At 56.9% G+C, this 25,493-nt stretch carries 22 protein-coding genes; 7 read left to right on the top strand and 15 right to left on the bottom strand.

Annotated features, from left to right (window positions below; all coding sequences use genetic code 11):
• Window positions 1–42 precede the first annotated feature (42 nt).
• The 14 genes from AUC61_RS06730 to AUC61_RS06670 form a co-directional block, all read right to left on the bottom strand.
• The gene (locus tag AUC61_RS06730; protein WP_243245156.1) at window positions 43–2,832 is read right to left on the bottom strand and encodes a hybrid sensor histidine kinase/response regulator; all 2,790 of its coding nucleotides are present in this window, start codon (window positions 2,830–2,832) and stop codon (window positions 43–45) included.
• A gap of 150 nt (window positions 2,833–2,982) precedes the next feature.
• Window positions 2,983–4,275, bottom strand: a complete 1,293-nt coding sequence (gene purD, locus AUC61_RS06725) for a phosphoribosylamine--glycine ligase (protein WP_243245155.1) — start codon at window positions 4,273–4,275, stop codon at window positions 2,983–2,985.
• Window positions 4,272–4,400 (bottom strand): hypothetical protein, encoded by a 129-nt coding sequence (locus AUC61_RS26415; RefSeq protein WP_279290929.1) that lies wholly within the window; start codon window positions 4,398–4,400, stop codon window positions 4,272–4,274. The genes purD and AUC61_RS26415 overlap by 4 nt, the downstream gene beginning before the upstream one ends.
• Window positions 4,401–4,431: 31 nt before the next feature.
• Window positions 4,432–6,039 carry a bifunctional phosphoribosylaminoimidazolecarboxamide formyltransferase/IMP cyclohydrolase gene (gene purH, locus AUC61_RS06720; RefSeq protein ID WP_243245154.1) on the bottom strand — a complete coding sequence of 536 codons (1,608 nt, stop codon included), beginning with the start codon at window positions 6,037–6,039 and terminating at the stop codon, window positions 4,432–4,434.
• Window positions 6,040–6,121: 82 nt separating this feature from the next.
• Window positions 6,122–6,442 carry a DNA-binding transcriptional regulator Fis gene (gene fis, locus AUC61_RS06715; protein WP_030128251.1) on the bottom strand — a complete coding sequence of 107 codons (321 nt, stop codon included), beginning with the start codon at window positions 6,440–6,442 and terminating at the stop codon, window positions 6,122–6,124.
• Complete coding sequence (gene dusB / locus AUC61_RS06710; RefSeq protein WP_243245153.1) at window positions 6,439–7,452, bottom strand: tRNA dihydrouridine synthase DusB; 1,014 nt, start codon at window positions 7,450–7,452, stop codon at window positions 6,439–6,441. Before dusB ends, fis begins: the two co-directional genes overlap by 4 nt.
• Before the next feature lie 310 nt (window positions 7,453–7,762).
• Window positions 7,763–9,082 (bottom strand): DUF3426 domain-containing protein, encoded by a 1,320-nt coding sequence (locus AUC61_RS06705; RefSeq protein WP_243245151.1) that lies wholly within the window; start codon window positions 9,080–9,082, stop codon window positions 7,763–7,765.
• Window positions 9,083–9,106: 24 nt separating this feature from the next.
• A complete protein-coding gene (gene prmA / locus AUC61_RS06700) occupies window positions 9,107–9,985 on the bottom strand; it encodes a 50S ribosomal protein L11 methyltransferase (protein WP_243245150.1) in 879 nt (292 codons plus the stop codon).
• Window positions 9,986–10,114: 129 nt separating this feature from the next.
• On the bottom strand, window positions 10,115–11,458 hold the full coding sequence (gene accC / locus AUC61_RS06695; protein ID WP_122663077.1) for an acetyl-CoA carboxylase biotin carboxylase subunit: 1,344 nt from the start codon (window positions 11,456–11,458) through the stop codon (window positions 10,115–10,117).
• A gap of 17 nt (window positions 11,459–11,475) precedes the next feature.
• A complete protein-coding gene (gene accB / locus AUC61_RS06690; protein WP_243245148.1) occupies window positions 11,476–11,928 on the bottom strand; it encodes an acetyl-CoA carboxylase biotin carboxyl carrier protein in 453 nt (150 codons plus the stop codon).
• Window positions 11,929–12,010: 82 nt separating this feature from the next.
• Window positions 12,011–12,463: a type II 3-dehydroquinate dehydratase gene (gene aroQ / locus AUC61_RS06685; protein WP_122663072.1), complete on the bottom strand. Its 453-nt coding sequence runs from the start codon at window positions 12,461–12,463 to the stop codon at window positions 12,011–12,013.
• Between the two features lie 129 nt (window positions 12,464–12,592).
• Complete coding sequence (locus AUC61_RS06680) at window positions 12,593–14,386, bottom strand: protein-disulfide reductase DsbD (RefSeq protein WP_243245147.1); 1,794 nt, start codon at window positions 14,384–14,386, stop codon at window positions 12,593–12,595.
• A 283-nt stretch (window positions 14,387–14,669) separates the two neighbouring features.
• Window positions 14,670–16,328 carry a diguanylate cyclase gene (locus tag AUC61_RS06675; RefSeq protein WP_243245145.1) on the bottom strand — a complete coding sequence of 553 codons (1,659 nt, stop codon included), beginning with the start codon at window positions 16,326–16,328 and terminating at the stop codon, window positions 14,670–14,672.
• Window positions 16,329–16,487: 159 nt separating this feature from the next.
• Window positions 16,488–16,988, bottom strand: coding sequence for a BRO-N domain-containing protein (locus AUC61_RS06670; RefSeq protein WP_243245143.1), 501 nt, complete (start codon window positions 16,986–16,988; stop codon window positions 16,488–16,490).
• A 612-nt stretch (window positions 16,989–17,600) separates the two neighbouring features.
• On the opposite strand from AUC61_RS06670, the gene AUC61_RS06665 reads away from it, so the two are divergent.
• From AUC61_RS06665 to AUC61_RS06655, 3 genes are read left to right on the top strand one after another with little or no spacing between them, the layout of a single operon-like run.
• Window positions 17,601–18,686, top strand: a complete 1,086-nt coding sequence (locus AUC61_RS06665; protein ID WP_340163286.1) for a DUF2515 family protein — start codon at window positions 17,601–17,603, stop codon at window positions 18,684–18,686.
• Window positions 18,683–19,306 carry a hypothetical protein gene (locus AUC61_RS06660; protein ID WP_422765072.1) on the top strand — a complete coding sequence of 208 codons (624 nt, stop codon included), beginning with the start codon at window positions 18,683–18,685 and terminating at the stop codon, window positions 19,304–19,306. Before AUC61_RS06665 ends, AUC61_RS06660 begins: the two co-directional genes overlap by 4 nt.
• The gene (locus AUC61_RS06655; RefSeq protein ID WP_243245138.1) at window positions 19,303–19,935 is read left to right on the top strand and encodes a hypothetical protein; all 633 of its coding nucleotides are present in this window, start codon (window positions 19,303–19,305) and stop codon (window positions 19,933–19,935) included. Before AUC61_RS06660 ends, AUC61_RS06655 begins: the two co-directional genes overlap by 4 nt.
• 242 nt (window positions 19,936–20,177) lie before the next feature.
• Here the strand turns inward: AUC61_RS06655 and AUC61_RS06650 are convergent, their stop codons facing one another.
• Window positions 20,178–20,342 (bottom strand): hypothetical protein, encoded by a 165-nt coding sequence (locus AUC61_RS06650; RefSeq protein ID WP_243245323.1) that lies wholly within the window; start codon window positions 20,340–20,342, stop codon window positions 20,178–20,180.
• 421 nt (window positions 20,343–20,763) lie between these two features.
• Here AUC61_RS06650 and AUC61_RS06645 point away from each other — a divergent pair, with 421 nt between their 5' ends.
• From AUC61_RS06645 to speA, 4 genes are all read left to right on the top strand, one after another.
• Complete coding sequence (locus AUC61_RS06645) at window positions 20,764–21,843, top strand: DUF2333 family protein (RefSeq protein ID WP_243245137.1); 1,080 nt, start codon at window positions 20,764–20,766, stop codon at window positions 21,841–21,843.
• Window positions 21,844–21,846: 3 nt separating this feature from the next.
• Window positions 21,847–22,383 (top strand): NUDIX hydrolase, encoded by a 537-nt coding sequence (locus AUC61_RS06640; RefSeq protein WP_243245134.1) that lies wholly within the window; start codon window positions 21,847–21,849, stop codon window positions 22,381–22,383.
• 378 nt (window positions 22,384–22,761) lie between these two features.
• Window positions 22,762–23,133: a translation initiation factor Sui1 gene (locus AUC61_RS06635; RefSeq protein WP_243245133.1), complete on the top strand. Its 372-nt coding sequence runs from the start codon at window positions 22,762–22,764 to the stop codon at window positions 23,131–23,133.
• A 147-nt stretch (window positions 23,134–23,280) separates the two neighbouring features.
• Window positions 23,281–25,194, top strand: coding sequence for an arginine decarboxylase (speA, locus tag AUC61_RS06630; protein ID WP_122663059.1), 1,914 nt, complete (start codon window positions 23,281–23,283; stop codon window positions 25,192–25,194).
• The last annotated feature ends 299 nt before the right edge of the window (window positions 25,195–25,493 follow it).

Raw genomic sequence — 25,493 nt, 5'->3', positions numbered from 1 at the left:
GAGTCTATCAGGGCGCAACAGACGTCGCTGTGAAGCAGCAGATCAATTTTGTTGGTAAAGATCACCGGATGATGTCAGTGCGCGAACCTTCTCACGTTGGGCTACCCAGTGCTCCACCAGCTCGCGCAATTGAGACAGCTCCACGGGTTTGGCCATATGCCCGTCCATACCGGCCTGGCGGGCGCGATCCTTGTGTTCAGTCAGGATGTGCGCGGTCAGCGCCACCACGGGTGTACGTACCCGCTGGTTGCCAACTTCCCATGCACGCAGCTGTTCGGTGGCGGAGAAGCCGTCCAGAATCGGCATTTCACAATCCATCAGCACCAGGTCATAGCGCTGGGCTTTCATTGCTCGCAAGGCTTCTTCGCCGTTACTGGCAGTGTCAGGGTTCAGGTTCAGCTTGCCCAGCATGCCGCGAATCACTTTGGTAGAGATGTTGTTATCTTCGGCGACCAGAATACGGAAGTCGCTCGGCACCTTGACCGGTATGTTGTGTATGGGCGTCACCTGGTGCGGCGTCGCCCCCTTGTTCAGTTGAGTGAGCTCGTCCGCCAACGTGGTTTTGAGCGTGTAACCCGCCACCGGCTTGGCCAGAATTCTCTTGATTCCTGCATTGCGCGCGATGATCTTGCTCGGCGCATTGCTGATACCGGTCAGCATGATCAGCAGGATGTCGTGGTTCAGGCTTGGATCTTCCTTGATCTTGGCGGCCAGCTGCATGCCCGTCATGCCGGGCATGTTCTGATCCAGCAGCACTACATCAAAGTAATCACGCAAGTGCGCCTTGGTTCGCAACAGGGCCAGGGCTTCTTTACCGGACGGCACGGCACTGACGTTGAGGCCCCAGGAACTGCATTGTTGAACCAGCACTTTGCGGCATGTTTCGTTATCGTCGACGACCAGCACTCTTGCACCCTTGAGCGGGCTGTCGAGGTCCAGTGGCGGTTGCTCCAGACGATTCGGATCAAGCGGCAGGCTCAGCCACAATGTGCTGCCGTGGCTACCGCCGGACTGGATGCCGAATTCACCGCCCATCAGGCCGATCAACTGGCGGGCAATAACCAGACCCAGATGCCCGCCCAGTTTGCTTGAGGCCATGAAATTCTTGCTGTGCAGTTCGGCATGCAGCAATGCCTCGCGATCGTCGGCAGACAGGGCTTCGCCGCTGTCCTGTACCGCGATGCGCAGGCGAGGTTTGCCAGCGCGGGAGTCGAGAGCGACCACCACCAGAATCTCACCCTCGTCGGTTTTCTTCAGGGCGTTTTCCAGCAGGCTCAGTACAGTCTGACGCAGGCGAGTCGGGTCACCGCTGATGACGCGTGGCACTTGCGGCTGGATCAGGCTGATCAGTTCTACATCCTGCTGCTCGGCTTTGGCGCGGAAGATGTTAAGGCAGTCCTCGATCAGGGCACTGAGATCGAACTGCACATCATCCAGCTCGATCTGCCCGGACTCGAGTTTGGTGATGTCGAGAATTTCGTTGATCAGGCTGAGCAGTTCGTTGCCCGCGCTGTGAATGGTCTGCACGTAGTCGCGCTGCTTGACCGATAACGGTGTGCCCAGCAGCAATTCGGTCATGCCCAGTACACCGTTCATCGGGGTACGGATTTCGTGGCTGATTTTTGCCAGGAATTCGGCCTTGGCGTTGATTTCCGCTGTGCTCGCGGCCTTGTCCCGGCTAATACTGAATTTGTCTTCGGTAAAGCTGCGATGGCGTTCGCTGATTGCCACACTCATTAACAAGCCGCTGAAGCAGAACACCGCCAGCAGCGTGAGGATCAACCATTGTGGGGATATCCATGTCAGCCACAGCAGGGCAGGCAAAATCACCAGGCAGCCAATGTTGAAGGTGACCATCGACATCACGAACAGGCGCGCAGGCCAGTAACCTTTCTGCCAGTGGTAGGCCGAGACGAACAGGATGCTCACGGTCGCAAGCGTTACCAGTCCGAACGTCAGCAGGTTCAGTGGCAAGGTGTCGACGAACATTATCAACAGGCAGCCGAGGGCAATAACGACCAGGCTGCCCATCAACAGACGATTGAGCGCGATGACATTGCGATGCGCGAAGAAGGAGTGGGCATACATCAGGCCCGCGAGCGCCGCGAACAGCAGGGTCAGATGCGCCGCAGGTGTTTGCGCGATGTGCCAGGTCTTGAGCCACGGGGTCAACAGGTTGAGTAGCAGCGCAGCGCTGAGCGCCAGCAATCCCTCGCAGCCTGCGAGCCAGAGGTTCGTGCGCGATCGGGTGTGCGCGTAGCGGGTCATGTTCTGCAGGATCAGCATGCCCAGCGAGCCGAACAACAGACCGAACAAAAACGGTTCGCGTTCGTCGGCCGCACTGTTTATCGCGGGTTGCAGGCTGATGTTGGGGCGCAATTGCTGGGTTGAGACCAGCCGCAGATAGATATCCACAGGCGCTGAGCTTTGCGGGATAGGCAGCATGAAATCGCTGGCCCGCAAGACATTGTTCTGGGGCGCGACGCTGTTACCGGTGCGCGTATGGTTAATCAGTTCGTCCAGATTCAGGACATAGAGGTCAAGACTGGCGAGGTCGGGAGCGAAGATGCGTAACAGTTGTTCGTGATCGCTGGGTTGCAGGCGATAGTGCAGCCACAGGGCGCTGTTACGATCGGCGGCCGTGACCTGATCAAGTTCGGTAGGGCTGAACTGGTTTTGATAGCGGGCAGAGCGTACGTCGCTCAATTGCAGGTTTGCCTGGGGGTCGAGCAGTGTTGACCAGCCCGCACTTGGCTGGGCATGCGCCGACAGCACGAAGAGCAGGGTCAACATCCCTACGGTTAAACCTTTGGCAATCCTGAGCCAGCGCACGGTGAGATCCCTTCGTAAGATGAATGCCCGATAACTCTAAACTCTATTTCAATCTCTGTGCGAAGCGCTGAATGGCCGGTCAAACCCGGCAGGCGGAGCGAGACGCGTGTGCGCTCGTTCCCAATCCTGCCGGATCCGGCTAAAGGCTTGTTACAGGTCTTCACCACGCTCGCGGGCAATGGCGCGGTAGCCAATGTCACTGCGATAGAAGCAACCTTCCCAATCAACCTTTGCGGCCAGAGCATAGGCGTGTTTCTGAGCATCGCCTACTGTTTCGCCCAATGCAGTGGCGCATAGCACGCGACCGCCACTGGTCACTACCTGACCGTCCTGCAGTGCCGTGCCCGCATGGAACACTTTGCCTGGCAGTTGCGCGGCGTCATCCAGACCTTTGATCGCTGCGCCTTTGGCGTAGTCGCCAGGGTAGCCACCCGATGCGAGGACAATGCCCAGACTCGGACGCGGATCCCATTGCGCTTCAACCTTGTCCAGCGCCTGAGCCAGAGCAGCTTCAACCAACAGGACCAGACTCGATTGCAGGCGCAGCATCACCGGTTGGGTTTCCGGATCGCCGAAGCGGCAGTTGAACTCGATAACCTTTGGGTTGCCGGCTTTGTCGATCATCAGGCCTGCATAGAGGAAGCCAGTGTAGACGTTGCCTTCATCGGCCATGCCACGTACGGTCGGCCAGATGACCAGATCCATTACGCGCTGGTGAACTTCGGCGGTGACAACCGGGGCAGGGGAGTAGGCACCCATACCGCCAGTGTTCGGACCGCTGTCGGCGTCGCCGACACGCTTGTGGTCCTGGCTGGTCGCCATCGGCAGCACGTTCTTGCCGTCAACCATGACGATGAAGCTGGCTTCTTCGCCATCGAGAAACTCTTCGATCACGACCCGCGAACCGGCTTCGCCGAAAGCATTGCCAGCCAGCATGTCGCGCACGGCGTCTTCGGCTTCGGCCAGGGTCATGGCGACGATTACGCCTTTGCCTGCCGCCAGACCGTCGGCCTTGATGACAATCGGAGCACCTTTTTCGCGCAGGTAGGCCAGCGCTGGCTCGATTTCAGTGAAGTTCTGATAGTCGGCGGTCGGGATCTTGTGGCGCGCCAGGAAGTCCTTGGTAAACGCTTTCGAGCCTTCCAGCTGGGCAGCGCCAGCAGTAGGGCCGAAGCAGTCCAGATTGCGGCTGCGGAACAGATCAACCACACCGGCAACCAGTGGCACTTCCGGGCCGACGATGGTCAGGGAGACGTTCTTTTCAGCGAAATCCGCCAGTTGTTCAAGAGCCAGCACGTCGATAGCGACGTTCTCGCACTTCGCTTCGATAGCGGTCCCGGCATTGCCCGGTGCAACAAAAACCTTCACGACGCGTGGGTCCTGAGCGACTTTCCACGCCAGAGCGTGTTCGCGGCCACCACTGCCAATGATCAATACGTTCATTTCAAAAAAACCTCGATGACGCCAACCCCTGTAGGAGTGAGCTTGCTCGCGATAAGGCCGGAACGGCCTTCAACTGGATCTGAATTCGAATCCTTTGCCAGCGCTTCGCGCTGGATCGCGAGCAAGCTCACTCCTACAGGATGAGTGAGCTATTAGTTAGTGACGGAAATGCCGCATCCCGGTGAACACCATGGCGATACCGGCTTCATCAGCCGCCGCAATCACTTCGTTGTCACGCATCGAGCCGCCAGGCTGGATTACCGCAGTGATGCCCACCTTGGCTGCGTTGTCGATGCCGTCGCGGAACGGGAAGAATGCGTCAGACGCCATGACTGCGCCCTGTACCTGCAAACCAGCGTGTTCAGCCTTGATCGCGGCGATACGAGCCGAGTTTACGCGGCTCATCTGGCCTGCGCCGACACCGATGGTCTGACGATTTTTGGCGTAGACGATAGCGTTGGATTTAACGTACTTGGCGACTTTCCAGGCGAAGATCAAATCGTGGATTTCTTTTTCGCTTGGTGCGCGCTTGGTGACCACTTTGAGGTCATCAGCGGTGATCATGCCGATATCGCGGCTCTGTACAAGCAGACCGCCATTGACGCGCTTGTAGTCCCAAGCAGCGTCACGTTGAGCGGCCCATTGGCCAGTGCTCAGCAGGCGCACGTTGGCTTTGCTGGCAACAATCGCCTGTGCTTCGGCGCTGACGCTTGGGGCAATGATCACCTCAACGAACTGACGCTCGACGATGGCCTTGGCTGTTTCAGCGTCCAGCTCGCGGTTGAAGGCGATGATGCCGCCAAATGCAGATTCGGTGTCGGTTGCGTAGGCCAGTTCGTAGGCCTGACGGATGCCGCCTTCGTTATCCAGTGCCACGGCAACGCCGCACGGGTTGGCGTGCTTGACGATAACGCAGGCTGGTTTTACGAAGCTTTTCACGCATTCCAGTGCAGCATCAGTGTCGGCCACATTGTTGAACGACAGTTCTTTACCCTGAAGCTGGGTCGCTGTGGCGATGCCGATTTCGGCCGGGTTGGCTTCAACGTAAAACGCCGCACTCTGGTGCGGGTTCTCGCCGTAGCGCATTTCCTGAGCCTTGACGAACTGGCTGTTGAAGGTGCGCGGGAATTCGCTGCGGCCTTCGGTGCTCAGGGTTTCGGCGCTCTGGTCGATGCTGCCCAGATAGTTGGCGATCATGCCGTCGTAAGCTGCAGTGTGCTCGAAAGCCTTGAGCATCAGGTCGAAACGCTGAGCGTAAGTCAGGCCGCCAGCCTTGAGGCTTTCCAGTACCTGATCGTAATCGCTGGCGTTGACCACGATAGCGACATCTTTATGGTTTTTTGCTGCCGAACGGACCATGGTCGGGCCGCCGATATCGATGTTTTCAATAGCCGTCGGCAGGTCGCAACCCGGCTTGGCGACAGTGGCCTGGAACGGGTAAAGGTTGACCGCAACCAGATCGATCGGGTTGATACCGTGCTCGCTCATGATGGCGTCGTCGATGCCGCGACGGCCCAGGATGCCGCCGTGAATTTTCGGATGCAGGGTTTTAACCCGGCCGTCCATCATTTCCGCGAAGCCGGTGTAATCAGCGACTTCTACCGCTGCGACGCCATTGTCCTGCAACAGCTTGAAGGTACCGCCGGTGGACAGGATTTCAACGCCAAGGGCTTCCAGTTCACGGGCAAATTCAAGGATGCCGGTCTTGTCGGAAACACTGATCAAGGCGCGGCGAATCGGCAGGCGGGTAGTCTGGTCGGTCATTTCAATTTCCATCAAGGCAAAAGCAAATGGATTCAGCAAAAAAGGCGACCTCGATAAGGGTCGCCTTTTTTGTATGGAATGCTTAAAGCAGGTCGTACTGCTTGAGTTTCTTGCGCAGGGTGCCGCGATTCAGGCCCAGCAGCTCGGATGCTTTCGTCTGGTTACCCTTGACGTAGTTCATCACGCACTCGAGCAGCGGCGCCTCGACTTCCGACAACACCAGGTTGTACACGTCAGTGACGGCAGCACCTTCAAGGTGGGCGAAATAATTGTGCAGCGCCTTCTCAACATTGCCGCGCAGGGTCTGACCCTCTTCGCTCGGCGTGTTGAGGTGCTGTTTCAAATTGACGTTGTCGCTCACGGGTGTCGTTCCACTCACTAAAGTCTCAGTCATCATCGTCATGCGGCCACCTCTTCTTCTTGCCCTGTTTCCGGGCTTTTGTAGCGTTCGCTGAAGAACTCGCGAACGTTGGCGCACTGTGCTTCCGTATCTTGCAAACGATTGAAGTGGGCGCGAAACTCCCTGGCGCCCGGCAAGGTTGCGAGATACCAGCCAACATGCTTGCGTGCTATTCGCACGCCCAGCACATCGCCGTAGAAAACGTGAAGCGCTGCCAGATGCTCTAGCAGAATGCGTTCCACTTCACCCAACTGCATTGCCGGCAATATTTCGCCAGTACGAAGGTAGTGTTCTATTTCGCGAAAAATCCACGGACGCCCTTGGGCAGCCCGTCCAATCAACAACCCGTCAGCCCCTGTCGCTTGCAGCACATGCCGGGCTTTTTGGGGTGAATCAATATCGCCATTGGCGAACACAGGGATCGAAATCGCCTGTTTGATCGCGGCAATGGTGTCGTATTCGGCTTCACCGGTGTACAGATCGGCCCGGGTCCGTCCATGAACGGCCAGCGCCTGAATTCCGGCCTGCTCGGCGATTTTCGCCACTGTCAGGCCATTTTTGTTATCCCGGTCCCAGCCTGTGCGGATCTTCAGGGTGACCGGTACATCGACTGCGGCCACTACGGCCTGCAGGATTTCACTCACCAGTTGTTCGTCTTTCAACAATGCTGAACCGGCTGCCTTGTTACAGACTTTCTTGGCCGGACATCCCATGTTGATGTCGATGATCTGCGCGCCCAGTTCCACATTGGCGCGCGCCGCATCGGCGAGCATTTGCGGATCACCACCGGCGATCTGTACCGAGCGGGGCTCGGGATCACCTTCGTGGATCATGCGCAGACGCGATTTGCGGCTGTTCCACAGGCTCATGTCACTGGTGACCATTTCCGAAACCACCAGGCCCGCACCGAGTTGGCGACAGAGCTGACGAAAGGGCTGGTCTGTGACGCCCGCCATAGGAGCGAGAATCAAGCCGTTCTGCAATGTATACGGACCGATGCGTACCGCCGACATAGGTGTGCCTGTTGTGGGGGCCGAATCATGGCAAACCGTGTGTAATACGTTATCTACACGGTCCGTTCGAGCCCGGCCTGACAAGTGCTTATGCGCCTCTCAGACCGAATCCAGAGTAAGAAAAAGGGTTGGCATGATACCCGCTCTCGATGACTGGATAAAGGCTGAATTGGATAAAATCTGAACAGTTGTTGCCGGACCAGTGGCGGTTTTACGGTCTATTGCGCTGCCGTGATGTGCTGCTGAAGGATCGGGCGCTGATTTGCGTCCGATCAACGGCAATTCATTTCGTCGTTCTGCGCTGCCGGGGTTATTCCGGCGATCGAAAGCTGAGGCTGTAATTCACGGCTTTTGCACCCGGGTCGAGAATGTCCAGCGCAATATGGATCGGCGTCTGCGGTGGCATCTCTTCTTTTCCGGCGATTTCGCCGCTCAAGTATTCGGCAGGCTTGAATCGACGGCTGGCAATCAACTGACCGCTGGTGTCGGCAAAACGCAGCTCCAGCAGCGGGAACGGCTGAGAGAAGGGCGCGCGGTTGTAGATGATTGCATCGACCACCAGCGCGCCTTTGAACTCAGGATGGCTGCGCACGACCAGGTTGCTGCTTTTGAGCTGGTTGATATCGACCTTGGACGGGACCTTGCAGTCGATCTGTGGGCAAATCATCTGGAACCACGGACGGTACTGATCCTGGCGTGCCAGCTCGTCGAAGTGATACCACACGTACTGTCCGGCCAGTCCGGCCAGGGCTATCAAGGTCAGCAGGGTCCAGATCAGCTTGCGGCCCCAGCGGGATTTGGGCGGTTGCCAGTCCAGTTGCAATGGATCGTCGGTCAGGTCCAGCAGCGCCTGATCACGAACGCCGGGCTCGGTGCGCTCACGGCGTGAACGCGAATCGTGCTGCGGCTCGTCCATTTCATCGCTGTCGTCATCCAGCGCCGAAAAACGTGATGGTTTTTCATTGCTCGACGTTTTGCGCGGAATCGGGGCGGCCACTGTGGGCTCGTCGTCATCCAGGTGATGGTCACTCAGCGAAAACGACGGCTCGGTTCTGCCATCGCGCGAGTCGGACTCCTGCTCGGGCACAATTTCGGGTTCGGGGATGACCTCGGCATGCAGCTCGGGTAATTGGCTGACATCGTCATTGGGCAGGCTGTCGACCCAATCTTCCGGGTCTGCATGAGTGCCGTCGCGACGGGCAGACAGTGCCGAATCATCGTGGCGGGGTGATTCCTGGCCAAACGTTTCGGGTAGCTGGATTTCGCGCTGTTCGAGACGGGCCAGTTCTTCATCCAGGTCCAGGCTGTCCAGATCCAGAGCGTTGGCTTTCCAGGACTCGGGAGCTTCGAAGCTTTCCACGACCGGTGTTTGCGCGGTGACTGGCTCGCTTTGCACTACCGGCAGCGTTTCAGCAGCTACCGGGACCGGCAGTGCGTCCGTAACCGCTGTTTGTACCGGCTCGGCGGCGGCCTGCTGGTTGCTGCGTTGTTCCAGCAGTTGCTTGGCAGCATTGAAAACCTGCAGGCACGCACCACACCGCACCACGCCGCGTGCCACGCTCAATTGTGCGTGGCTGACTCGGAAACTGGTCTGGCAGTGCGGGCACTGAGTGACAAAACTGTCGGTCATGCGGCTATCCGGTTAAAGCGGTGATTAACGGCGACGGCCAGTGATACGAACCCAACCATCACGGTTGGCAATCGGATCGAGCTCGAAGGTTTCGGCATAAGCAGCAGCAACTTCTTCGCCCTGTTCGGCAAGAATGCCGGAAAGCGCAAGGCGACCACCGGTTTTAACCAGTGTGGCCAGTTGCGGCGCCAGGGCGACCAGCGGACCGGCAAGAATGTTGGCAACCAGTACGTCGGCCTGCTGTGGCGGCATGTCTTCAGGCAGATACAGCTCGAAGCGCTCCGGCGCAATGTTGTTGCGACCGGCGTTGTCGCGCGATGCTTCCAGTGCCTGCACGTCGATATCGGTGCCCACCGCCTGTTTCGCGCCCAGCAGCAGGGCGGCGATGGCCAGGATGCCCGAGCCGCAACCGAAGTCCAGCAGGTCGCAACCGTTCAGGTCCTGACCGTCGAGCCATTCCAGGCACAGCGCAGTGGTCGGGTGCGTGCCAGTACCGAAGGCCAGGCCTGGATCGAGCAGCAGGTTGACGGCTTCAGGTTCCGGCGCGGCGTGCCAGCTTGGCACGATCCATAGGCGCTGACCGAAGCGCATTGGCTGGAAGTTATCCATCCAGCTGCGTTCCCAGTCCTGATCTTCGATAACTTCGCTCATGTGCTCCGGCAGCTCGGCATCGGTCAGCAGGCGCAGGTGCGCCAGAACGTGCTCGGCGTCGGTGTCGGCTTCAAACAATGCCAGCAGGTGCGTGTTCGACCACAGCGGCGTTGTGTTGAGTTCCGGCTCGAAGATCGGCTGATCTTCAGCGTCCATGAACGTGACCGATACGGCGCCAACTTCGAGAAGGGCGTCTTCGTAGGTTTCGGCTTGTTCAGGACTGATGGCGAGACGGACTTGCAGCCAGGGCATGGCGGGTTACCTTCGAGTGAAAAATGATTCTGCAATTGCGTGCAGCGGGAAACGCGCAAGTTTACTGTGCTGCGCCACAAACAACAAAGCCGCTTTGAAAGCGGCTTTGTTGATCCGGAGCAAGGAGGCTTATTGATTGGCCAGCTTGTGTTCCAGGTAGTGAATGTTGACGCCGCCTTCGCAGAAGCCTTCATCACGGGTCAGATCACGGTGCAGCGGGATGTTGGTCTTGATGCCGTCGACCACGATTTCGTCCAGAGCGTTGCGCATGCGAGCCATGGCTTCATCGCGTGTCGCGCCCCAGGTGATCAGCTTGCCGATCAACGAATCGTAGTTCGAAGGAACCTTGTAACCGCTGTACAGGTGCGAGTCGACACGCACGCCGTTGCCGCCTGGCGCGTGGAAGTGTTTGACCAGACCCGGGCTCGGGATAAAGGTTTTCGGATCTTCAGCGTTGATCCGGCATTCCAGCGAGTGCCCGTGAATGACAACGTCATCCTGGGTAAACGACAGTTTGTTGCCGGCGGCGATGCTGAGCATCTCCTTGAGGATGTCGATACCGGTGACCATTTCCGAAACCGGGTGCTCTACCTGAACGCGAGTGTTCATCTCGATGAAGTAGAAACGGCCGTTCTCGTACAGGAACTCGAAAGTACCGGCGCCACGATAGCCGATGTCTACGCACGCCTTCACGCAGGCTGCGAACACATCTTTACGGGCTTGTTCGTCGATGAACGGTGCCGGAGCTTCTTCCAGAACCTTCTGGTGACGGCGCTGCAGAGAGCAGTCACGGTCGCCCAAGTGAATGGCGTTGCCCTGGCCGTCGGAAATGACCTGTACTTCCACGTGACGTGGGTTAGTCAGGTACTTTTCCAGATAGACCATCGGGTTGCTGAACCAGGCAGCCGCTTCAGCGCGGGTCTGCTTGGCTGCTTCGATCAGGTCTTCTTCCTTGTGCACAACGCGCATGCCGCGACCACCACCGCCGCCAGCGGCTTTGATGATCACCGGGTAGCCAACTTCACGGCCAATACGCAGCGCCGTTTCTTCGTCTTCCGGCAGTGGGCCGTCGGAACCAGGAACGGTCGGTACGTTGGCGCGCTTCATGGCGTCCTTGGCGGAAACCTTGTCGCCCATCAGGCGGATGGTTTCAGCTTTCGGGCCGATGAACGCGAAGCCGGATTTCTCTACCTGTTCGGCAAAGTCGGCGTTTTCCGCGAGGAAGCCGTAGCCCGGGTGAATCGCTGTAGCGCCAGTCAGTTCTGCAGCAGAAATGATGGCTGGAATGTTCAGGTACGACAGGTTGGCCGGTGCCGGACCGATGCAGACAGTTTCGTCCGCCAGGCCCAGGTGCATCAGCTCACGGTCTGCCGTGGAATGTACCGCGACGGTCTTGATGCCCAGTTCTTTACAGGCACGCAAGATACGCAAGGCGATTTCGCCGCGGTTGGCGATCAGGACTTTTTCCAACATCGCAGGCTCTCCCCGGTTCAAACGATGGTGAACAGCGGCTGGTCATACTCAACCGGCTGACCGTTTTCTACCAGGATCGATTCGATCACACCGCTGACTTCAGCTTCGATGTGGTTCATCATTTTCATCGCTTCAACGATGCAGATGGTGTCGCCTTTTTTGACGGTCTTGCCGACTTCAACGAACGCTGGCGAACCAGGCGCTGGAGTGCGGTAGAACGTACCTACCATTGGCGATTTAACAACGGTGCCGTTCAGCTTAGGTGCCGAAGGGGCTTCAGCTGCAACCGGAGCAGCAGCTACAGGTGCTGCAACGGGTGCGGCTACCGGAGCAGGCGCGTAGTACGGTTGTGCTGGAGTCTTGCTGTGACGGCTGATCCGTACGGATTCTTCGCCTTCACGAATCTCCAGTTCGTCGATGCCAGATTCTTCCAGCAGTTCGATCAGTTTCTTGACTTTACGGATATCCATTAATCATCAACTCCCAAGGGTCGGTCAGGGGTAAAAAGTTGTTAGTGGTTCGGGTCATGCAGCGCAGCCTGTGGCTGTGCGGTCATGACTTCGAACTGACGGCCAATTGTTCCAGGGCGGCCTCCAGGGCCATTCGGTATCCGCTGGCGCCAAGGCCGCAGATCACACCTACAGCAACATCTGAAAAGTAGGAGTGATGGCGGAAAGCTTCACGTTTGTGCACGTTCGAGAGGTGCACTTCGATGAATGGGATGCTCACTCCCAGCAACGCGTCACGTATTGCAACACTGGTGTGTGTAAAAGCAGCCGGATTGATGACGATAAAATCCACGCCTTCATCGCGTGCAGCGTGGATCCGGTCAATCAATTCGTACTCGGCATTACTTTGCAGATACATCAGATGGTGGCCGGCTTCGCGGGCCCTTGTTTCCAGATCCTGATTGATCTGAGCCAGGGTGACTGCGCCGTAGATACCCGGTTCGCGGGTGCCCAGCAGGTTCAGGTTAGGGCCATGCAGTACCAGAAGAGTCGCCATCGGATGTTCCTTGTTATGGTTGCGAGCATCAAAGCCCGGCGACTATGCCGCAAACATCCTTGTACTGTCCAGTTAACTGCAATAGCTGGCACGATTACCGAAGTTCGCGAAAAGTTTGTGACTCACTGGCTAGATTTGGTCATTTGCTCTAATCAACTGCTCTATCAGGCTTTTCGCGTCGATTTCGCCGACGACACGAACATCGCTGCGCTCGTCGCCATTTTTGCCGAAAATCAGCAGTGCGGGTGGACCAAACAACTTATAGCGATCCAGCAGGGCACGTTGTTCGGCGTTGCTTTCGGTCATGTCAAAGCGGATCAGGCGGTAGCCTTCAAGCTGGCTGATCACGCCGGGATCAGGCAAAACTTCATGTTCGATCACCTTGCAACTGATGCACCAGTCCGCGTACCAATCCAGCATCAACGGCTGGCCTGCATTTTTTGCTTCGCCAAGCACCCGGTCCAGCTCGGCACCGCTGGTGATGGTCTGCCACTCGGTTTTATTTGCCGGTGCGGCTCCATTGTTGCCGAGTGCTGCTTGTGGTCGACCCAGGGGGCGAGTCGGATCGGTCTGGCCACTCCAGGCGCCGAACCAGCAGGTCAGAGCATAGACGAGTAAAAAAAGACCCAGCAGTTGCGACAGCCGTTGGCGGGTATTTTTTGCACCAAACTCCAGCGCACCGAGGAACAATGCCACGCCCGCAGCCAGCAGACCGGTCAGCAGCAGGGTGATCTGGCCAGGTAGAACACGGCTGAGTAACGCGATGGCCAAACCCAGCAGCAGCACGCCAATGGCATTTTTAACCGTGACCAGCCAAGGGCCGCTTTTTGGCAACCAGGTCGCGCCGCCGGTAGCGACCAACAGCAGTGGTGCGCCCATACCCAGGCCCAGCGCGAAAAGCTTCAACGCCCCGCCCAGCGCGTCGCCGCTGGCACTTATATAAAGCAGAGCACCGGCCAGTGGCGCAGAAACACAGGGTGATACCAGCAGGCTGGAAACCACGCCCAGCACGGCGGCACCCCACAACGAGCCACCCTCGGTTTTGCCTGCGATCCGGTCCAGTCGGTTACTGAGTGCCTGGGGCAGTCGCAGCTCGAAAGCGCCGAACATTGCGATGGCAAAAACGACGAAGAACAGCGAGAACGGCACCAGTACCCAGGCCGATTGCAGGCGAGCCTGCAAATTCAGGCCCGCACCGAACATGCCCATCAGCGCACCCAGCGCAGCAAAACTGATCGCCATCGGTAGCACGTAGGCGAGTGAAAGGCTCAAGCCGCGTAGCCCGCCGACCTGGCCGCGCAGCACCACGCCGGAAAGAATCGGCAGCATGGGCAGTACGCACGGTGTGAAGGTCAGGCCGATACCGGCGAGGAAGAACAGCGCCAGTTCTTTCCAGCTCCAGCCGGGACTGGTCGCAGTGGTGGGGGAGGAAAGTGCAGCCGTGGCAACCGCCGCGGGATCACCAATCGTCAGCCGCTCGGTTTCGGGTGGGTAACACAAACCTTTGTCTGCGCAGCCCTGATAGGTCACGACCAGTGTGAACGGTCGGTTGTCGCCCGGTTTACGCGGTAAGTCGATGTCGAGGATCCCGTGATACACCTCAACGTCGCCGAAATACTCGTCGTGCTTTTTCTCGCCATCTGGCAATTGCGCTGCGCCCAGACCGATGTCGGCCGGTTCAGTACGGAACTGGAAACGGTGGCGATAAAGGTAATAGCCCTCGGTTGCGACGAAACGCAGCTTGATCGACTCGGGAGTGGTGTCGATCAGATTCAGTTGAAAAGCCTGACGAACGGGCAGGAAATCCTTGCTGTTATCCAGCGCCGCGCCACCGAGCGTGGCGTTGGGGCGGCTGTCCAGCAGACCCGCGCCGGTTGCAGGCAGGGCGAGGATCAATAGCAGCAGGCATAACAAGCGGCGCATGGCAGTCTCGAGTCGCAAAAGTTTGCGCATGATAGCGGAGTGTTTCACAGCGTGCAGGAATGGGGTTTGTAAGTGGGGGTTTCCGAGGGGGCGGGCCATCAGACACTGCGCTGTCGCGCAGCAAATATAGTCCTGTAGGAGCGCACGAGCACCGCGAGGCCGCGATAGCGGAGTGTCAGACAGACCGCCATCGCTGCCTCGCGGTGCTCGTGAGCTCCTACAGAAATTATTCCAAACCAAGTAGTTGTGTTTTTTTGATACAAGCGTTCGCCCGCCATTGAGCTCAGGCCTTGTCGGCCACACTCAACAGCAGCGAGCTCTGCTTCGCGTCATATTCCAGAAACACATGATTACGCCCGGCATGTTTGGCGCGATACAGCGCTTCGTCGGCGCGGGAGGCCAGTAGCAGACTGTCGTCTTTATCACTCATCTCGACGACCCCGGCGCTAAAGGTGCAGAACAGATCAGCCGGTTGCGCAGGGTAGTGGATTTCAGCAAAGCGTCGACGAATTTCATCAAGCACCAGATGGGCGCTCTGAATGTCTGTGTCAGGCATCACGATGGCGAACTCTTCTCCGCCATAACGGCCAATGTAATCCGTCTTGCGCAGCCGCTGTTTGAGAAACAACGCCAGGCTCTTGATCACACGGTCGCCCATGGGGTGGCCGTGGCTGTCATTGACCTTCTTGAAGTGATCAATGTCGAGCATCGCGAAGCACAGCCGTTGATTTTCCCGGCGCGCCCGGAAGCTGCAGTCTTCCAGCAATTGCAGGATATGGGTGTGGTTATAAAGGCCGGTCAGGCTGTCGCGTACCATTCGGGCTTTGAGGTTGCGGGCCCGTGCAGCACGGTTACGTACAGTGGTAATCAGATGGCGCGGTTTGATCGGCTTGGTCAGGAAGTCATCGCCGCCTTCGCTCATCGCATCCAGCTGCTTGTCCAGATCATCTTCAGCAGACAGATAAATGATCGGCACACTGACATAACGGTCGTTGTGGCGGATGACTTTGGCCAGTTCGGTACCGGTACAGCCTGGCATGTACATATCAAGGATGATCAGGTCCGGCTGGAAGTCAGCGAGCTCGGCCATGGCCTGGATCGGATCGAGCAGCGTACGAGTCACAATCCCGGCGCTGTTCAGCAGGCGTTCGGTGTGTAAGGCCTGTGCGCGGGAGTCATCGATAATCAGCACCTTGTAGGGCTCGTATTGCGCCACACAGGTGAGGATTTCTATTTTTTCCAGCAGGCTCGACGCTTCCAGCGTGCCGGTCAAAAACTCTTCGCCTCCGGCGCGCACTGCAGCGAGTCGGGTCGGGGTATCGGTCTCGTGATGGCTGAAGAACAGCAGCGGCAATTTTTGCTCAAGGCCTTGCTGAACCCCTGCCGCCAGTTTCAGGCCTTCGCCTTGGCCGCAGAAGTCCACATCAATCACGATAGCTGCCGGGTGACGATGAGCCATTGCTGCGTGGAAATTATCCAACCCATCGACGGCCTGAGCGAACAGGCCAAAAAACTCTAGCTGCTTGGTCAGGCGCTCGGCGCGGTCAAAATCCTGCAGGGCAATATAAATAGGCTTGCGCAGAGGAGGCAGGGCAGTTTGTTCAAAGCGGTCACCGTGACGCAGGCCGGTACGCGACAAACGCTGCATCAAACTGTTGAGTTCGGTAATCAGGGCGCTGCTTAAACGTCCGCGATTAGCCTCGACCCCTTCCAGCGACGCATTGATGGCTTGTGCCAGCTCGATATGCTCGGTCTGTTCAAAACGCTCGGCGAAGCGCAGCAAACGCTGGTTGGCGTCCTGAAATTCCGCCATATCCGCCGCAGACCATTCGCCCTGCTGCAGTCGCTGCCAGGCCTCAAGAATCTGACGTGCCTGATGAATGACGCGCTGAGCGAAATGATGTTTGAGACGATCGCGACTTGGATCTGCTGGCTCGGTCATATCGGGCTACGTGTGTGTTCTCTGGTAGATCACTGCTGGCGCTATGCTACCACCTACTCTCCAACGCAAACGTGCCCTAAGTCAAATAATTGGCAACAATTCGATGACTGGATGGTTCTGCCTCAAGGATCGAGTCACACCGGAGCACATTGTTCAAGTTCAACGCCCGGCGGTGGCAGCCCATTTGCCAGTTCTTGCGGGTAATGCCTCTCGTCCCGGCAGCAAGCTCGGCATATCCCGCAGCCTGATCCACGGTTCATTTTGCCAGTGAATAACGCTCAACTCGCCGCCTTGCCATTCCAGTCGGGCGGGCGTCGGGCTGTTGTGCTGTGAATGAAGGCGAGCGACGAACAGGGCGGGCATGACTTCGTGGGTGATCCACTGGCGCAACTGGTTGTTGGCTGGATGATGGTGGTGGACCAGCAAGGCATACGCCGCAGACTCGCTGACCATGAGCATTTCCTGGGTTTCGCCGTAATAGTGCAGTTTCAGGGTGCAGCGTTGGTCGGGGTCGAGTTTGCGGACCAGACGGTTCTCAAGGAACAGGCCCATCAGGCGGCCAAGGTCACGGGCGCAGAACCACGCTTGTTGCTCCATGATCAGGGCATGCAGGTGGCGTTTCTGATGGGTGAAGCGTAGGGGTTCGAAAGGCGTGTCCATGCTGTCTGTCCTTGTTTTTAACTGAAGGCGTCGGGAGCTAAGAACATCAACCACTGATGCCGACATATTCCCCCGAAGGGTCTTGTATTAGTCGACTCCCGACATGACAGACGCGCAGATACATAAACGGCTGCGCTAAGGAGACCTTAGCGCAGGCGCAAAAAAACCGCTGTCTGTCGTGGCGGGTGAACGGTGGTTTTTGAGTTCTTAGGCTCAGGGCGGGAATGATCAAAGAGCAGCCGTTTTGGGTCAATGGCCAATGCTGTAGGGCGTTTCTCTTTTTCTTGTAGTTGCTGTTTAACGACTCTGCGTCGACTTTCTCCTTGTTTATTAATATCCAATTCCTACACGCCTCTCGGAAATGTCCCATTTCCCATATCCACCTTTGTGTTGAGTCTTTGGCCTCTTGCCCGATGTCACGTATCGGCGCATTTCGCAGCAAGCCATTGCGACTCTATTTCGGCTTGTCTGATAGCCCGCTAAATACGAAGAGCCCGGCCAATGACTAAATGTTTCAAGGACCACGAATGCGACACCGAAAAGTTGGGCACTCATGCGCTTCCTATATCGGAGTACGAGAACCGTGAATTTGTTATAGATGGAATCCATGACATGGTCATCTATACCCAGCGTAAGGGGAGCCTAGTCGTCAAGACCATCACTTTTCCGGTGTTGAGTGGTGAGGGGCTGTGGTATGCCTACCAGAAAGAGGCCGAAGAAATCGTGGCACCGGGCGGAGTGCTGATTGCTGACCCCAGAGAGCGAAATCGAGCGATCAATGCCGCCTACGCTCGGTTATGGCTGCACGACAACCGCTTTCAGTGGGCAGGCCTCGCGGCATTCGCCTCCAAACAAGTTGGGTGTGGATTGCTGCATGCTGCTGCATCGATCGAGAAAATCCAGGTCGAGCATGAGGCAAGGCAACGCATGATCCAGGGTGCAGAATTTGAATGGGGTACCCCAGGCGTTTTTGCGGTCAGTAAAGCGGACCCGCAGCAGTATCGTGACTACGAACAGGCCCGTAGCGACAACCCTGTGACAGGTATTGATTTTAGGGGTGGGGGCGAACAAGCGTCATATATGGAAAAGCAGTTCCAGCATGTTTACGACATGTTAGCCATGGGGAACACCACGCTGTTTCTCGATGTTTTCCCGCTGCATGCTTTTTACGCAAAGCGTGGATTCAAAGAATTTGAAAAACGCTTACATTTGCGCAAAAGCATTTATGAGCGTGAGAGGGCGCCCGTGCTTTGGCCGATAGGACAGGACAAACTAAAGTTTGGTATTGACCATCAAGAAGTCCTACAAGCGTTTGCGGCGATTGAAGAGGGTCATGTAGACCTGAGCGTCAGGCTTCTTGCCGAACACGAGCAGATGAACATCCTGCAACCTGCGATGTATAGCAATTCGAAATTGGTCGACCTGCTTAGGCGTAATCAGCTTGCTTATGGCACCTATATTTTTCGCCATATATCTCAGCCTGTGGAGCTGACATTGGCCAGTCAGTGTCACGCGGTCGATGATAGTCGCACCATTGGCTTCAGCAGAAAAGCTTTCGCCGACCTATCCGACCTCGACCAGCGGATGCCTTTTGTTCTAAAGGCTGCGAAGCGGTTTGATGAGCTATTGCGGAGCGACAAACGTGATTTTATTGAGCGGGCAATCCGCGATATTGCCTTGAGTAAGGGAGGGCGATGATGCTATTTACCCTGCTCCGGAGAAGGTCCATCAAATTCGTAGTGGCAGGAACTTTTCTGCTTATCCCGATACTGCTCGGTATTTGTGATTACACCCGCGAGAAGGAAATCGCCCTGATGATTGGCGAGCCTTGGGAAGATATGCGTCAGCGGTCCAGTGCGAGGATTGATCCGGCTATTCCCGGAGAAACGTGGTTCCGAGTTCCAAAATCTGATACCCGCCTTCGTTTCATTGACCCTCATTACGGATTCGTGACGCCAGTTGGCCGCTTCTTTACAGTAAGTTTCGATGCGAATGAGTCGATTAGAAGTGCCCGCATGTCTCCGCAAATCAAGCCGTTATTGCTTGAAGAAACACTTGAAGTCGTAATGGGTTTGCAGGCGCAGTGGCGAGAGAAGGGATGGGAACTGGTCCGCCTTGAGAGCAATCCGCCGTTCGCTGATACACCACAATGGCGCTCCCAGTTGCGGGATATCAATAAGGGCGGAGTCACCTACTGGCGGGCGGGTGAAAGATTTCAAGTAATGCTGATTGTTAATCGTTTCCGGGATGATAGCCGCCCCACTGAAGAACGTTATCTGATTACGCTCTCGCTCTCGACGCCATGGGGCAAGCCTTGAAACTTTACTGGCGGTTTTTGGCTCAGGTTTGCGGAGGACGAGGTTCGGTTGGGGTGGCGGGTACTGGTTTACTAATATTGGTGTTGGCATGTCTGTGGGATCAAATACGCGAGAAGGAAATCGCCCTGATAATTGGCGAGCCTTGGGAGGATATGCGTCAGCGGTCCAGTGCGAGGATTAGCCCTGCGATACCAAATGAAATATGGCATGGCATTCCTGAGCCAGATGCGCGTCTGCGTTTTGCGGATTCTCAATATGGGTTTTTAACGCCACCTGCTCGCTTTTTTACGATTGGTTATGTTCGAGATGTCGTGACTACTGTAAGAATGTCCCCGCAAGTTGAGCCGCTATTGCTGGAGGATACGCTTAAAGTAGTGCTTGATTTGCAGGAGCAATGGCGTAGCAGTGGTTGGCAATCAATCCTGACTCAGACCGGTCCACCGTTTGCCGACACTTCACAGTCACGTTCCCGATTGCGGAATGCGCGTAATGGTTCTGTTACCTATTGGCAGGCCGGTGAAAAGTATCAAGTGATGTTGGTGGTGCGTCACTTCGTGGACGATAAGCGCCCGACTGACGAGCGTTATCTCATCACGTTGGCGCTCTCCAAGCCATGGATCAAATATTGAGCACGCTTAGCCGGTTTCGGAGACGACCCGTTAAGTTCGTACTGGTAGGGATTGCATTACTTGTCATTGTGCTGATCGGCTTTTGTGATCAAACCCGTGAGGAGGAAATTGCCCTGATAATTGGCGAGCCTCGGGAGGATATGCGTCAGCGGTCCAGTGCGGGAAAAGCTCCGACTATTTTCGGGAGAAACTTGGTTTCGAGTTCATACGTCCGCTGCTCTCCTTCGTTTCGCTGACTCTCGTTATGGTTTCGTGGCGTCACTGACGCGCTTTCTTTGTGGTTTATTTTTCACGTGATTAGCCGTGCCATGGCGGCCGGCTTTTGTGTCCTGTATCGACGCCAACAGCTCTCCGTCAATATTGCGCTTCGCATCGCGCTTGATCAGTTCTTTTTCAGTCAGTGCCACGACGTGCCTCAATCCCGGATTATGTCTCGGTGTTAGTTAATGAAGAAATGGTTAGAGCGTAGCGGTTTTGGGTCAATGGCCAATGCTGTAGGGCGTTTCTGGTTTTGTTGTGGGCGTTTCGTTTTCTATGACACCGCGCTGTGTTGCAGCAGATGAAGGACCTGTAGGAGTGAGCTTGCTCGCGATGCGTTCTGTCATTCAAAGACTCGCTCGCAGAGAGAGCGCCATCGCGAGCAAGCTCACTCCTACAGGTTCTTCGTCTACTTCGCGACCGCGAGGAGCAAGAGGGTAAACCCACCGCTGATGTCTATATTCGTGAGCCATCCTCAACAAAACCTCCCACCTCGACATACCTGCAAAAGGCACCTTGCTGTAAGGTTGCGGTCAGAGCACTGAACCCCGTGATTGAAAGGACATAGCCATGCTGGATTGGAAGAACCGCGCAGGCAGCGCGAAAGAGCGCGTCGATGAACCGGCTTCGGTCAAGCGCCGCGGTTACCTGGGCGGGCTGTTTTACAGCCGTGCGTTGGGTGCCGTGGTCGCGATTTACCTGGTGGTCACATTGCTGATCGGCTGGTACTGGAGCAGTGAACCGGCGTTGTTCCCCGTCCAGCAAAATGCTCAGGCTGCGGCCGAGCGTGAAGGCAAGCAGATGGTGATTGGTTACACCACTGTTGAAACCCTGAAAACCGTCGTAGGCACGCTGCTCGACAAGCGCGGTGGTTATCTGTCCAACGACCGCATGCCGCCAGGTTTGTGGCTGGACAATATTCCTAGCTGGGAATACGGCGTGATGTTCCAGGTGCGGGATTTGAGCCGTGCCTTGCGTAAGGATTTCTCTCGCTCGCAATCACAATCGGCGGAAGACGGTGACTTGGCCCGCGCGGAGCCGTTGTTCAACTTCAGCAACAACAGCTGGGTTCTCCCTTCGAGCGAGTCTCAGTATCGCGAAGGCATTGCGGCGCTGAATCGCTATGAAGCGCGTCTGTCTGACCCGAATTCAAAGACTGCGCTGTTCTATGCGCGTGCTGACAACCTCAGCAACTGGCTGGGCGACGTTAATACCCGTCTGGGTTCGCTGTCGCAGCGTCTTTCGGCCAGCGTTGGCCGTGTGAAACTCAACAGCACCCTGAAAACCGAAGCGGTGGTGGCGGTAAAGCCGGGCGAAGTGCTTCAGGTTGATGAGGAGATCGTTGAGACACCATGGCTGGAAATCGACAACGTGTTCTATGAAGCACGCGGTCAGGCTTGGGCGCTGTCGCACTTGCTGCGCGCCATCGAAGTCGATTTTGCCGACGTACTGGCCAAGAAAAACGCCACCGTCAGCGTGCGTCAGATCATTCGCGAGCTGGAAGCTTCGCAAGAACCGCTGTGGAGCCCAATGGTGCTCAACGGCAGCGCGTTCGGTGTTTTGGCTAACCACTCGTTGGTCATGGCCAACTATATTTCCCGCGCCAACGCCGCTGTGATCGACCTTCGTCAATTGCTGTCGCAGGGCTGATTGATGTCGTTCTCAACCACCGAGGCTGCGCACCGCGCCGCCTCGGACGCTGAACTGATCGCCTGGGTTGACGAACTGGATCAGCCACTCGGGGGCATGGTCCGCTCGCAATTACGTGAAGCCGGGCTGATCGGTCGTGGCACTTACATCCTGGTGTTTAATTCCGCAGGCGAGTTATGCGTGCATCGCCGTACGCTCAGCAAAGCCATCTACCCCGGCTACTGGGATGTGGCGGCGGGCGGCATGGTGCAGGCAGACGAGAGCTACGCCGAGTCGGCTGCACGGGAACTGGCCGAGGAGTTGGGGGTGAGTGGCGTGCCGCTGACGGAGCACGAGCATTTCTTCTTCGACCAACCGGGTAACCGGCTCTGGTGCGCGGTGTTCTCGGCGGTCTGGGACGGGCCTTTGACGCTGCAGCCGGAAGAGGTGCTGGAGGCGCGTTTCATACCTGTGGATGACGCCCTGCGCGAAGCTGAACATATGCCTTATTGCCCGGACTCGGTGGCGGCGTTGAAGCGGTATCTCGAGAGTGGTCTGTAGTTCCTGGGCAAGACTCTATTTCTGGCTGGATATTTTCTGTGCTTGAACCGACGCTATCGCGAGCAAGCTCACTCCTACAGACGACCACAAACCCCTGTAGGAGTGAGCTTGCTCGCGATAGCGTCGGCTCATGTCACATAGAATCTCAGACAAAACACAGTCATTTCCAAGGCGACGAGTTGACGGCTACGTCGCAAATGTTGAGTAAATTGGCGCACATTGGCCCTTAGCAACGGGGCTGTTTGCCGTTACACTGCGCGACCTTTTCAAGCTGGCCGGGGTTTCCCGTCCAGCTGCGCTGCCCCTGCCTGAGTGGGGCTTCGCGGCCGACTATTATTGATGTCGACCAATCTTCAGTCCTCAACAAGAGGATTTGTGGTGGCTAAAAAAGCCTCATCCTTCGCCGCCTTGGGTGGCCTGGTATTTTCCACCGACGCAGGACGGCATTGCCCCGACTGTCGTCAGCCCATTGATGCCTGCATCTGCAAACAGACGCTTATCCCGGAAGGGGATGGCATCGCCCGTGTGCGCCGCGAAAGCAAAGGCCGCGGCGGTAAAACGGTGACGACTATTAGCGGCGTGCCATTGCCTGAAGACGGGCTCAAGGATCTGGCCAAGACCCTCAAACAACGTTGCGGAACCGGCGGAGCGCTCAAGGACGGGGTGATCGAGATTCAGGGCGATCATGTCGAACTGCTGCTGGCCGAGCTGATCAAGCAGGGCTTCAAGGCGAAGAAATCCGGCGGCTGATGGCAAGACAGGCCGCATGCAAACTCTGGCTTGCATCGTGGGTCTATTCTCCATCAGTGCCTGGCACCAAACCGTCACTTGCACTCTTTACACTGCGCGCAGCCTGTCTATGGCTGGCGCTACCTGACTTTTCTATAGGGGACTTCGATGTCCGTACGACGCACACGTAAAGACGATGGCAGCCAATGGACCGTTGCGGACAGCCGCAGCGTCTATGGTATTCGCCATTGGGGCGCTGGTTATTTCGCGATCAATGAAGCGGGTCGTGTTGAAGTTCGTCCCAATGGGCCGGGCAGTTCGCCTATCGATCTTTACGAGCAAGTCGATGATTTGCGCAAGAGCGGGCTGAGCCTGCCGTTGCTGGTGCGTTTCCCCGATATTCTGCAAGACCGCGTACGTCAGCTGACCGGCGCCTTCGACGCTAACATTGCGCGTCTGGAATATCAGAGCCAATACACTGCGTTGTACCCGATCAAGGTGAACCAGCAGGAAGCGGTGGTGGAAAACATCATCGCCACCCAGAACGTATCGATCGGTCTTGAGGCTGGCTCCAAGCCTGAGCTGATGGCCGTGCTGGCTCTGGCCCCTAAAGGCGGGACCATCGTTTGCAACGGTTATAAAGATCGCGAGTTCATTCGTCTGGCCTTGATGGGCCAGAAGCTGGGTCACAACGTGTTCATCGTGATCGAGAAAGAATCCGAAGTTGAGCTGGTCATCGAAGAAGCCGCCGAACTCAAGGTCGAGCCACAAGTAGGTTTGCGCGTGCGCCTGTCTTCTTTGGCGTCCAGCAAATGGGCGGACACCGGCGGCGAGAAATCCAAGTTTGGTCTGTCTGCGGCGCAATTGCTGTCGGTGGTCGAGCGCTTCCGCAAGGCAGGTCTGGATCAGGGCATTCGCCTGCTGCACTTTCACATGGGTTCGCAGATCGCCAACCTGGCGGATTATCAGCACGGCTTCAAGGAAGCGATTCGTTACTACGGCGAACTGCGCAACCTCGGTCTGCCAGTGGATCACATCGACGTGGGTGGCGGCCTGGGTGTCGATTACGACGGCACTCACTCGCGCAACGCCAGCTCCATCAACTACGACATGGACGATTACGCCGGTGTCGTCGTGGGCATGCTTAAAGAGTTCTGCGACGCGCAGGGCCTGCCGCATCCGCACATTTTCTCGGAAAGTGGCCGCTCGCTGACCGCGCACCACGCGATGCTGGTCGTGCAAGTCACCGACGTCGAAAAGCACAACGACGAAGTGCCGGTGATCGAGGACAAGGAAAGCCTGCCGGAAACGCTGCAATGGCTGGTTGATCTACTCGGGCCGACCGATATTGAAATGGTCACTGAAACCTACTGGCGCGCTACTCACTACATGAGCGACATCGCGACCCAGTACGCCGATGGCAAAATCTCCCTCTCGCAAAAAGCCCTGGGTGAGCAGTGCTACTTCGCTGTTTGCCGTCGCTTGCACAACTCGTTGAAAGCGCGCCAACGTTCCCACCGTCAGGTGCTGGATGAACTCAACGACAAGCTGGCCGATAAGTACATCTGTAACTTCTCGGTATTCCAGAGCCTGCCAGATACCTGGGCCATTGATCAGGTGCTGCCGATTATCCCGCTGCACCGCCTGAACGAAGAGCCGCTGCGTCGTGCCGTGTTGCAGGATCTGACCTGCGACTCTGATGGCAAGATCAATCAGTATGTGGACGAGCAGAGCATCGAAACCAGCCTGCCGGTGCATGGCCTGAATGAAGGCGAAGATTACCTGCTGGGCGTGTTCCTGGTCGGCGCGTATCAGGAAATCCTGGGCGACATGCACAACCTGTTCGGCGATACCGATTCGGTGAACATCTATCAGAACCCGGATGGCAGCGTTTACTCCGCAGGTATCGAAACTCACGACACCATCGAAGACATGCTGCGTTATGTGCACTTGTCGCCGGAAGAACTGATGACCCATTACCGGGACAAAGTCGCCAGCGCTAAAATCACCCCGCGTGAACGCACCTACTTCCTGGACGCGCTGCGATTGGGGCTGACACGGTCTTCTTACCTGTCTTCTTGATGATCTCGCGCCGTGCTGTCTCGCGGCCCATCACTGGACCGGTAGGAGTCAACTTGTTGGCGAGGCTTCATATCTGTGTACACAGGTCTGACGTCTCGCGAACAAGTTCACTCCTACCGGTCCGATGTTTGCTGCACGACGGTGTGAGGTCAGAAACAAAGCGGCATTGGTGTTCCTGGCACCGCGCTGTCGTGGCCATCACTGGACCGGTAGGAGACAACTTGTTGGCGAGGCTTCATATCTGTGCACACAGGTCTGACGTCTCGCGAACCAAGCTACTGGACTGAAATGCATTTTCT

Origin of the sequence: Pseudomonas maioricensis (genome assembly GCF_022790535.1) — a bacterium.
GTDB classification, from domain to species: Bacteria; Pseudomonadota; Gammaproteobacteria; order Pseudomonadales; family Pseudomonadaceae; genus Aquipseudomonas; species Aquipseudomonas maioricensis.
Note: the sequence above shows the minus strand (reverse complement) of the source record. Positions and strands in the feature narration are given on the sequence as shown.

Bases quoted from the DNA above. Each gene is read 5' to 3' on its own strand.
- AUC61_RS06680 (WP_243245147.1), bottom strand. From the start codon at position 14,386: ATGCGCCGCTTGTTATGCCTGCTGCTATTGATCCTCGCCCTGCCTGCA.
- AUC61_RS06640 (WP_243245134.1), top strand. From the start codon at position 21,847: ATGTCGTTCTCAACCACCGAGGCTGCGCACCGCGCCGCCTCGGACGCT.
- aroQ (WP_122663072.1), bottom strand. From the start codon at position 12,463: ATGGCGACTCTTCTGGTACTGCATGGCCCTAACCTGAACCTGCTGGGC.
- AUC61_RS06660 (WP_422765072.1), top strand. From the start codon at position 18,683: ATGATGCTATTTACCCTGCTCCGGAGAAGGTCCATCAAATTCGTAGTG.
- purH (WP_243245154.1), bottom strand. From the start codon at position 6,039: ATGACCGACCAGACTACCCGCCTGCCGATTCGCCGCGCCTTGATCAGT.
- AUC61_RS06675 (WP_243245145.1), bottom strand. From the start codon at position 16,328: ATGACCGAGCCAGCAGATCCAAGTCGCGATCGTCTCAAACATCATTTC.
- dusB (WP_243245153.1), bottom strand. From the start codon at position 7,452: ATGTCGGCGGTACGCATCGGTCCGTATACATTGCAGAACGGCTTGATT.
- prmA (WP_243245150.1), bottom strand. From the start codon at position 9,985: ATGCCCTGGCTGCAAGTCCGTCTCGCCATCAGTCCTGAACAAGCCGAA.
- fis (WP_030128251.1), bottom strand. From the start codon at position 6,442: ATGACGATGATGACTGAGACTTTAGTGAGTGGAACGACACCCGTGAGC.
- AUC61_RS06705 (WP_243245151.1), bottom strand. From the start codon at position 9,082: ATGACCGACAGTTTTGTCACTCAGTGCCCGCACTGCCAGACCAGTTTC.
- purD (WP_243245155.1), bottom strand. From the start codon at position 4,275: ATGAACGTATTGATCATTGGCAGTGGTGGCCGCGAACACGCTCTGGCG.
- AUC61_RS06645 (WP_243245137.1), top strand. From the start codon at position 20,764: ATGCTGGATTGGAAGAACCGCGCAGGCAGCGCGAAAGAGCGCGTCGAT.
- speA (WP_122663059.1), top strand. From the start codon at position 23,281: ATGTCCGTACGACGCACACGTAAAGACGATGGCAGCCAATGGACCGTT.
- accC (WP_122663077.1), bottom strand. From the start codon at position 11,458: ATGTTGGAAAAAGTCCTGATCGCCAACCGCGGCGAAATCGCCTTGCGT.
- AUC61_RS06670 (WP_243245143.1), bottom strand. From the start codon at position 16,988: ATGGACACGCCTTTCGAACCCCTACGCTTCACCCATCAGAAACGCCAC.
- accB (WP_243245148.1), bottom strand. From the start codon at position 11,928: ATGGATATCCGTAAAGTCAAGAAACTGATCGAACTGCTGGAAGAATCT.
- AUC61_RS06665 (WP_340163286.1), top strand. From the start codon at position 17,601: ATGGTCATCTATACCCAGCGTAAGGGGAGCCTAGTCGTCAAGACCATC.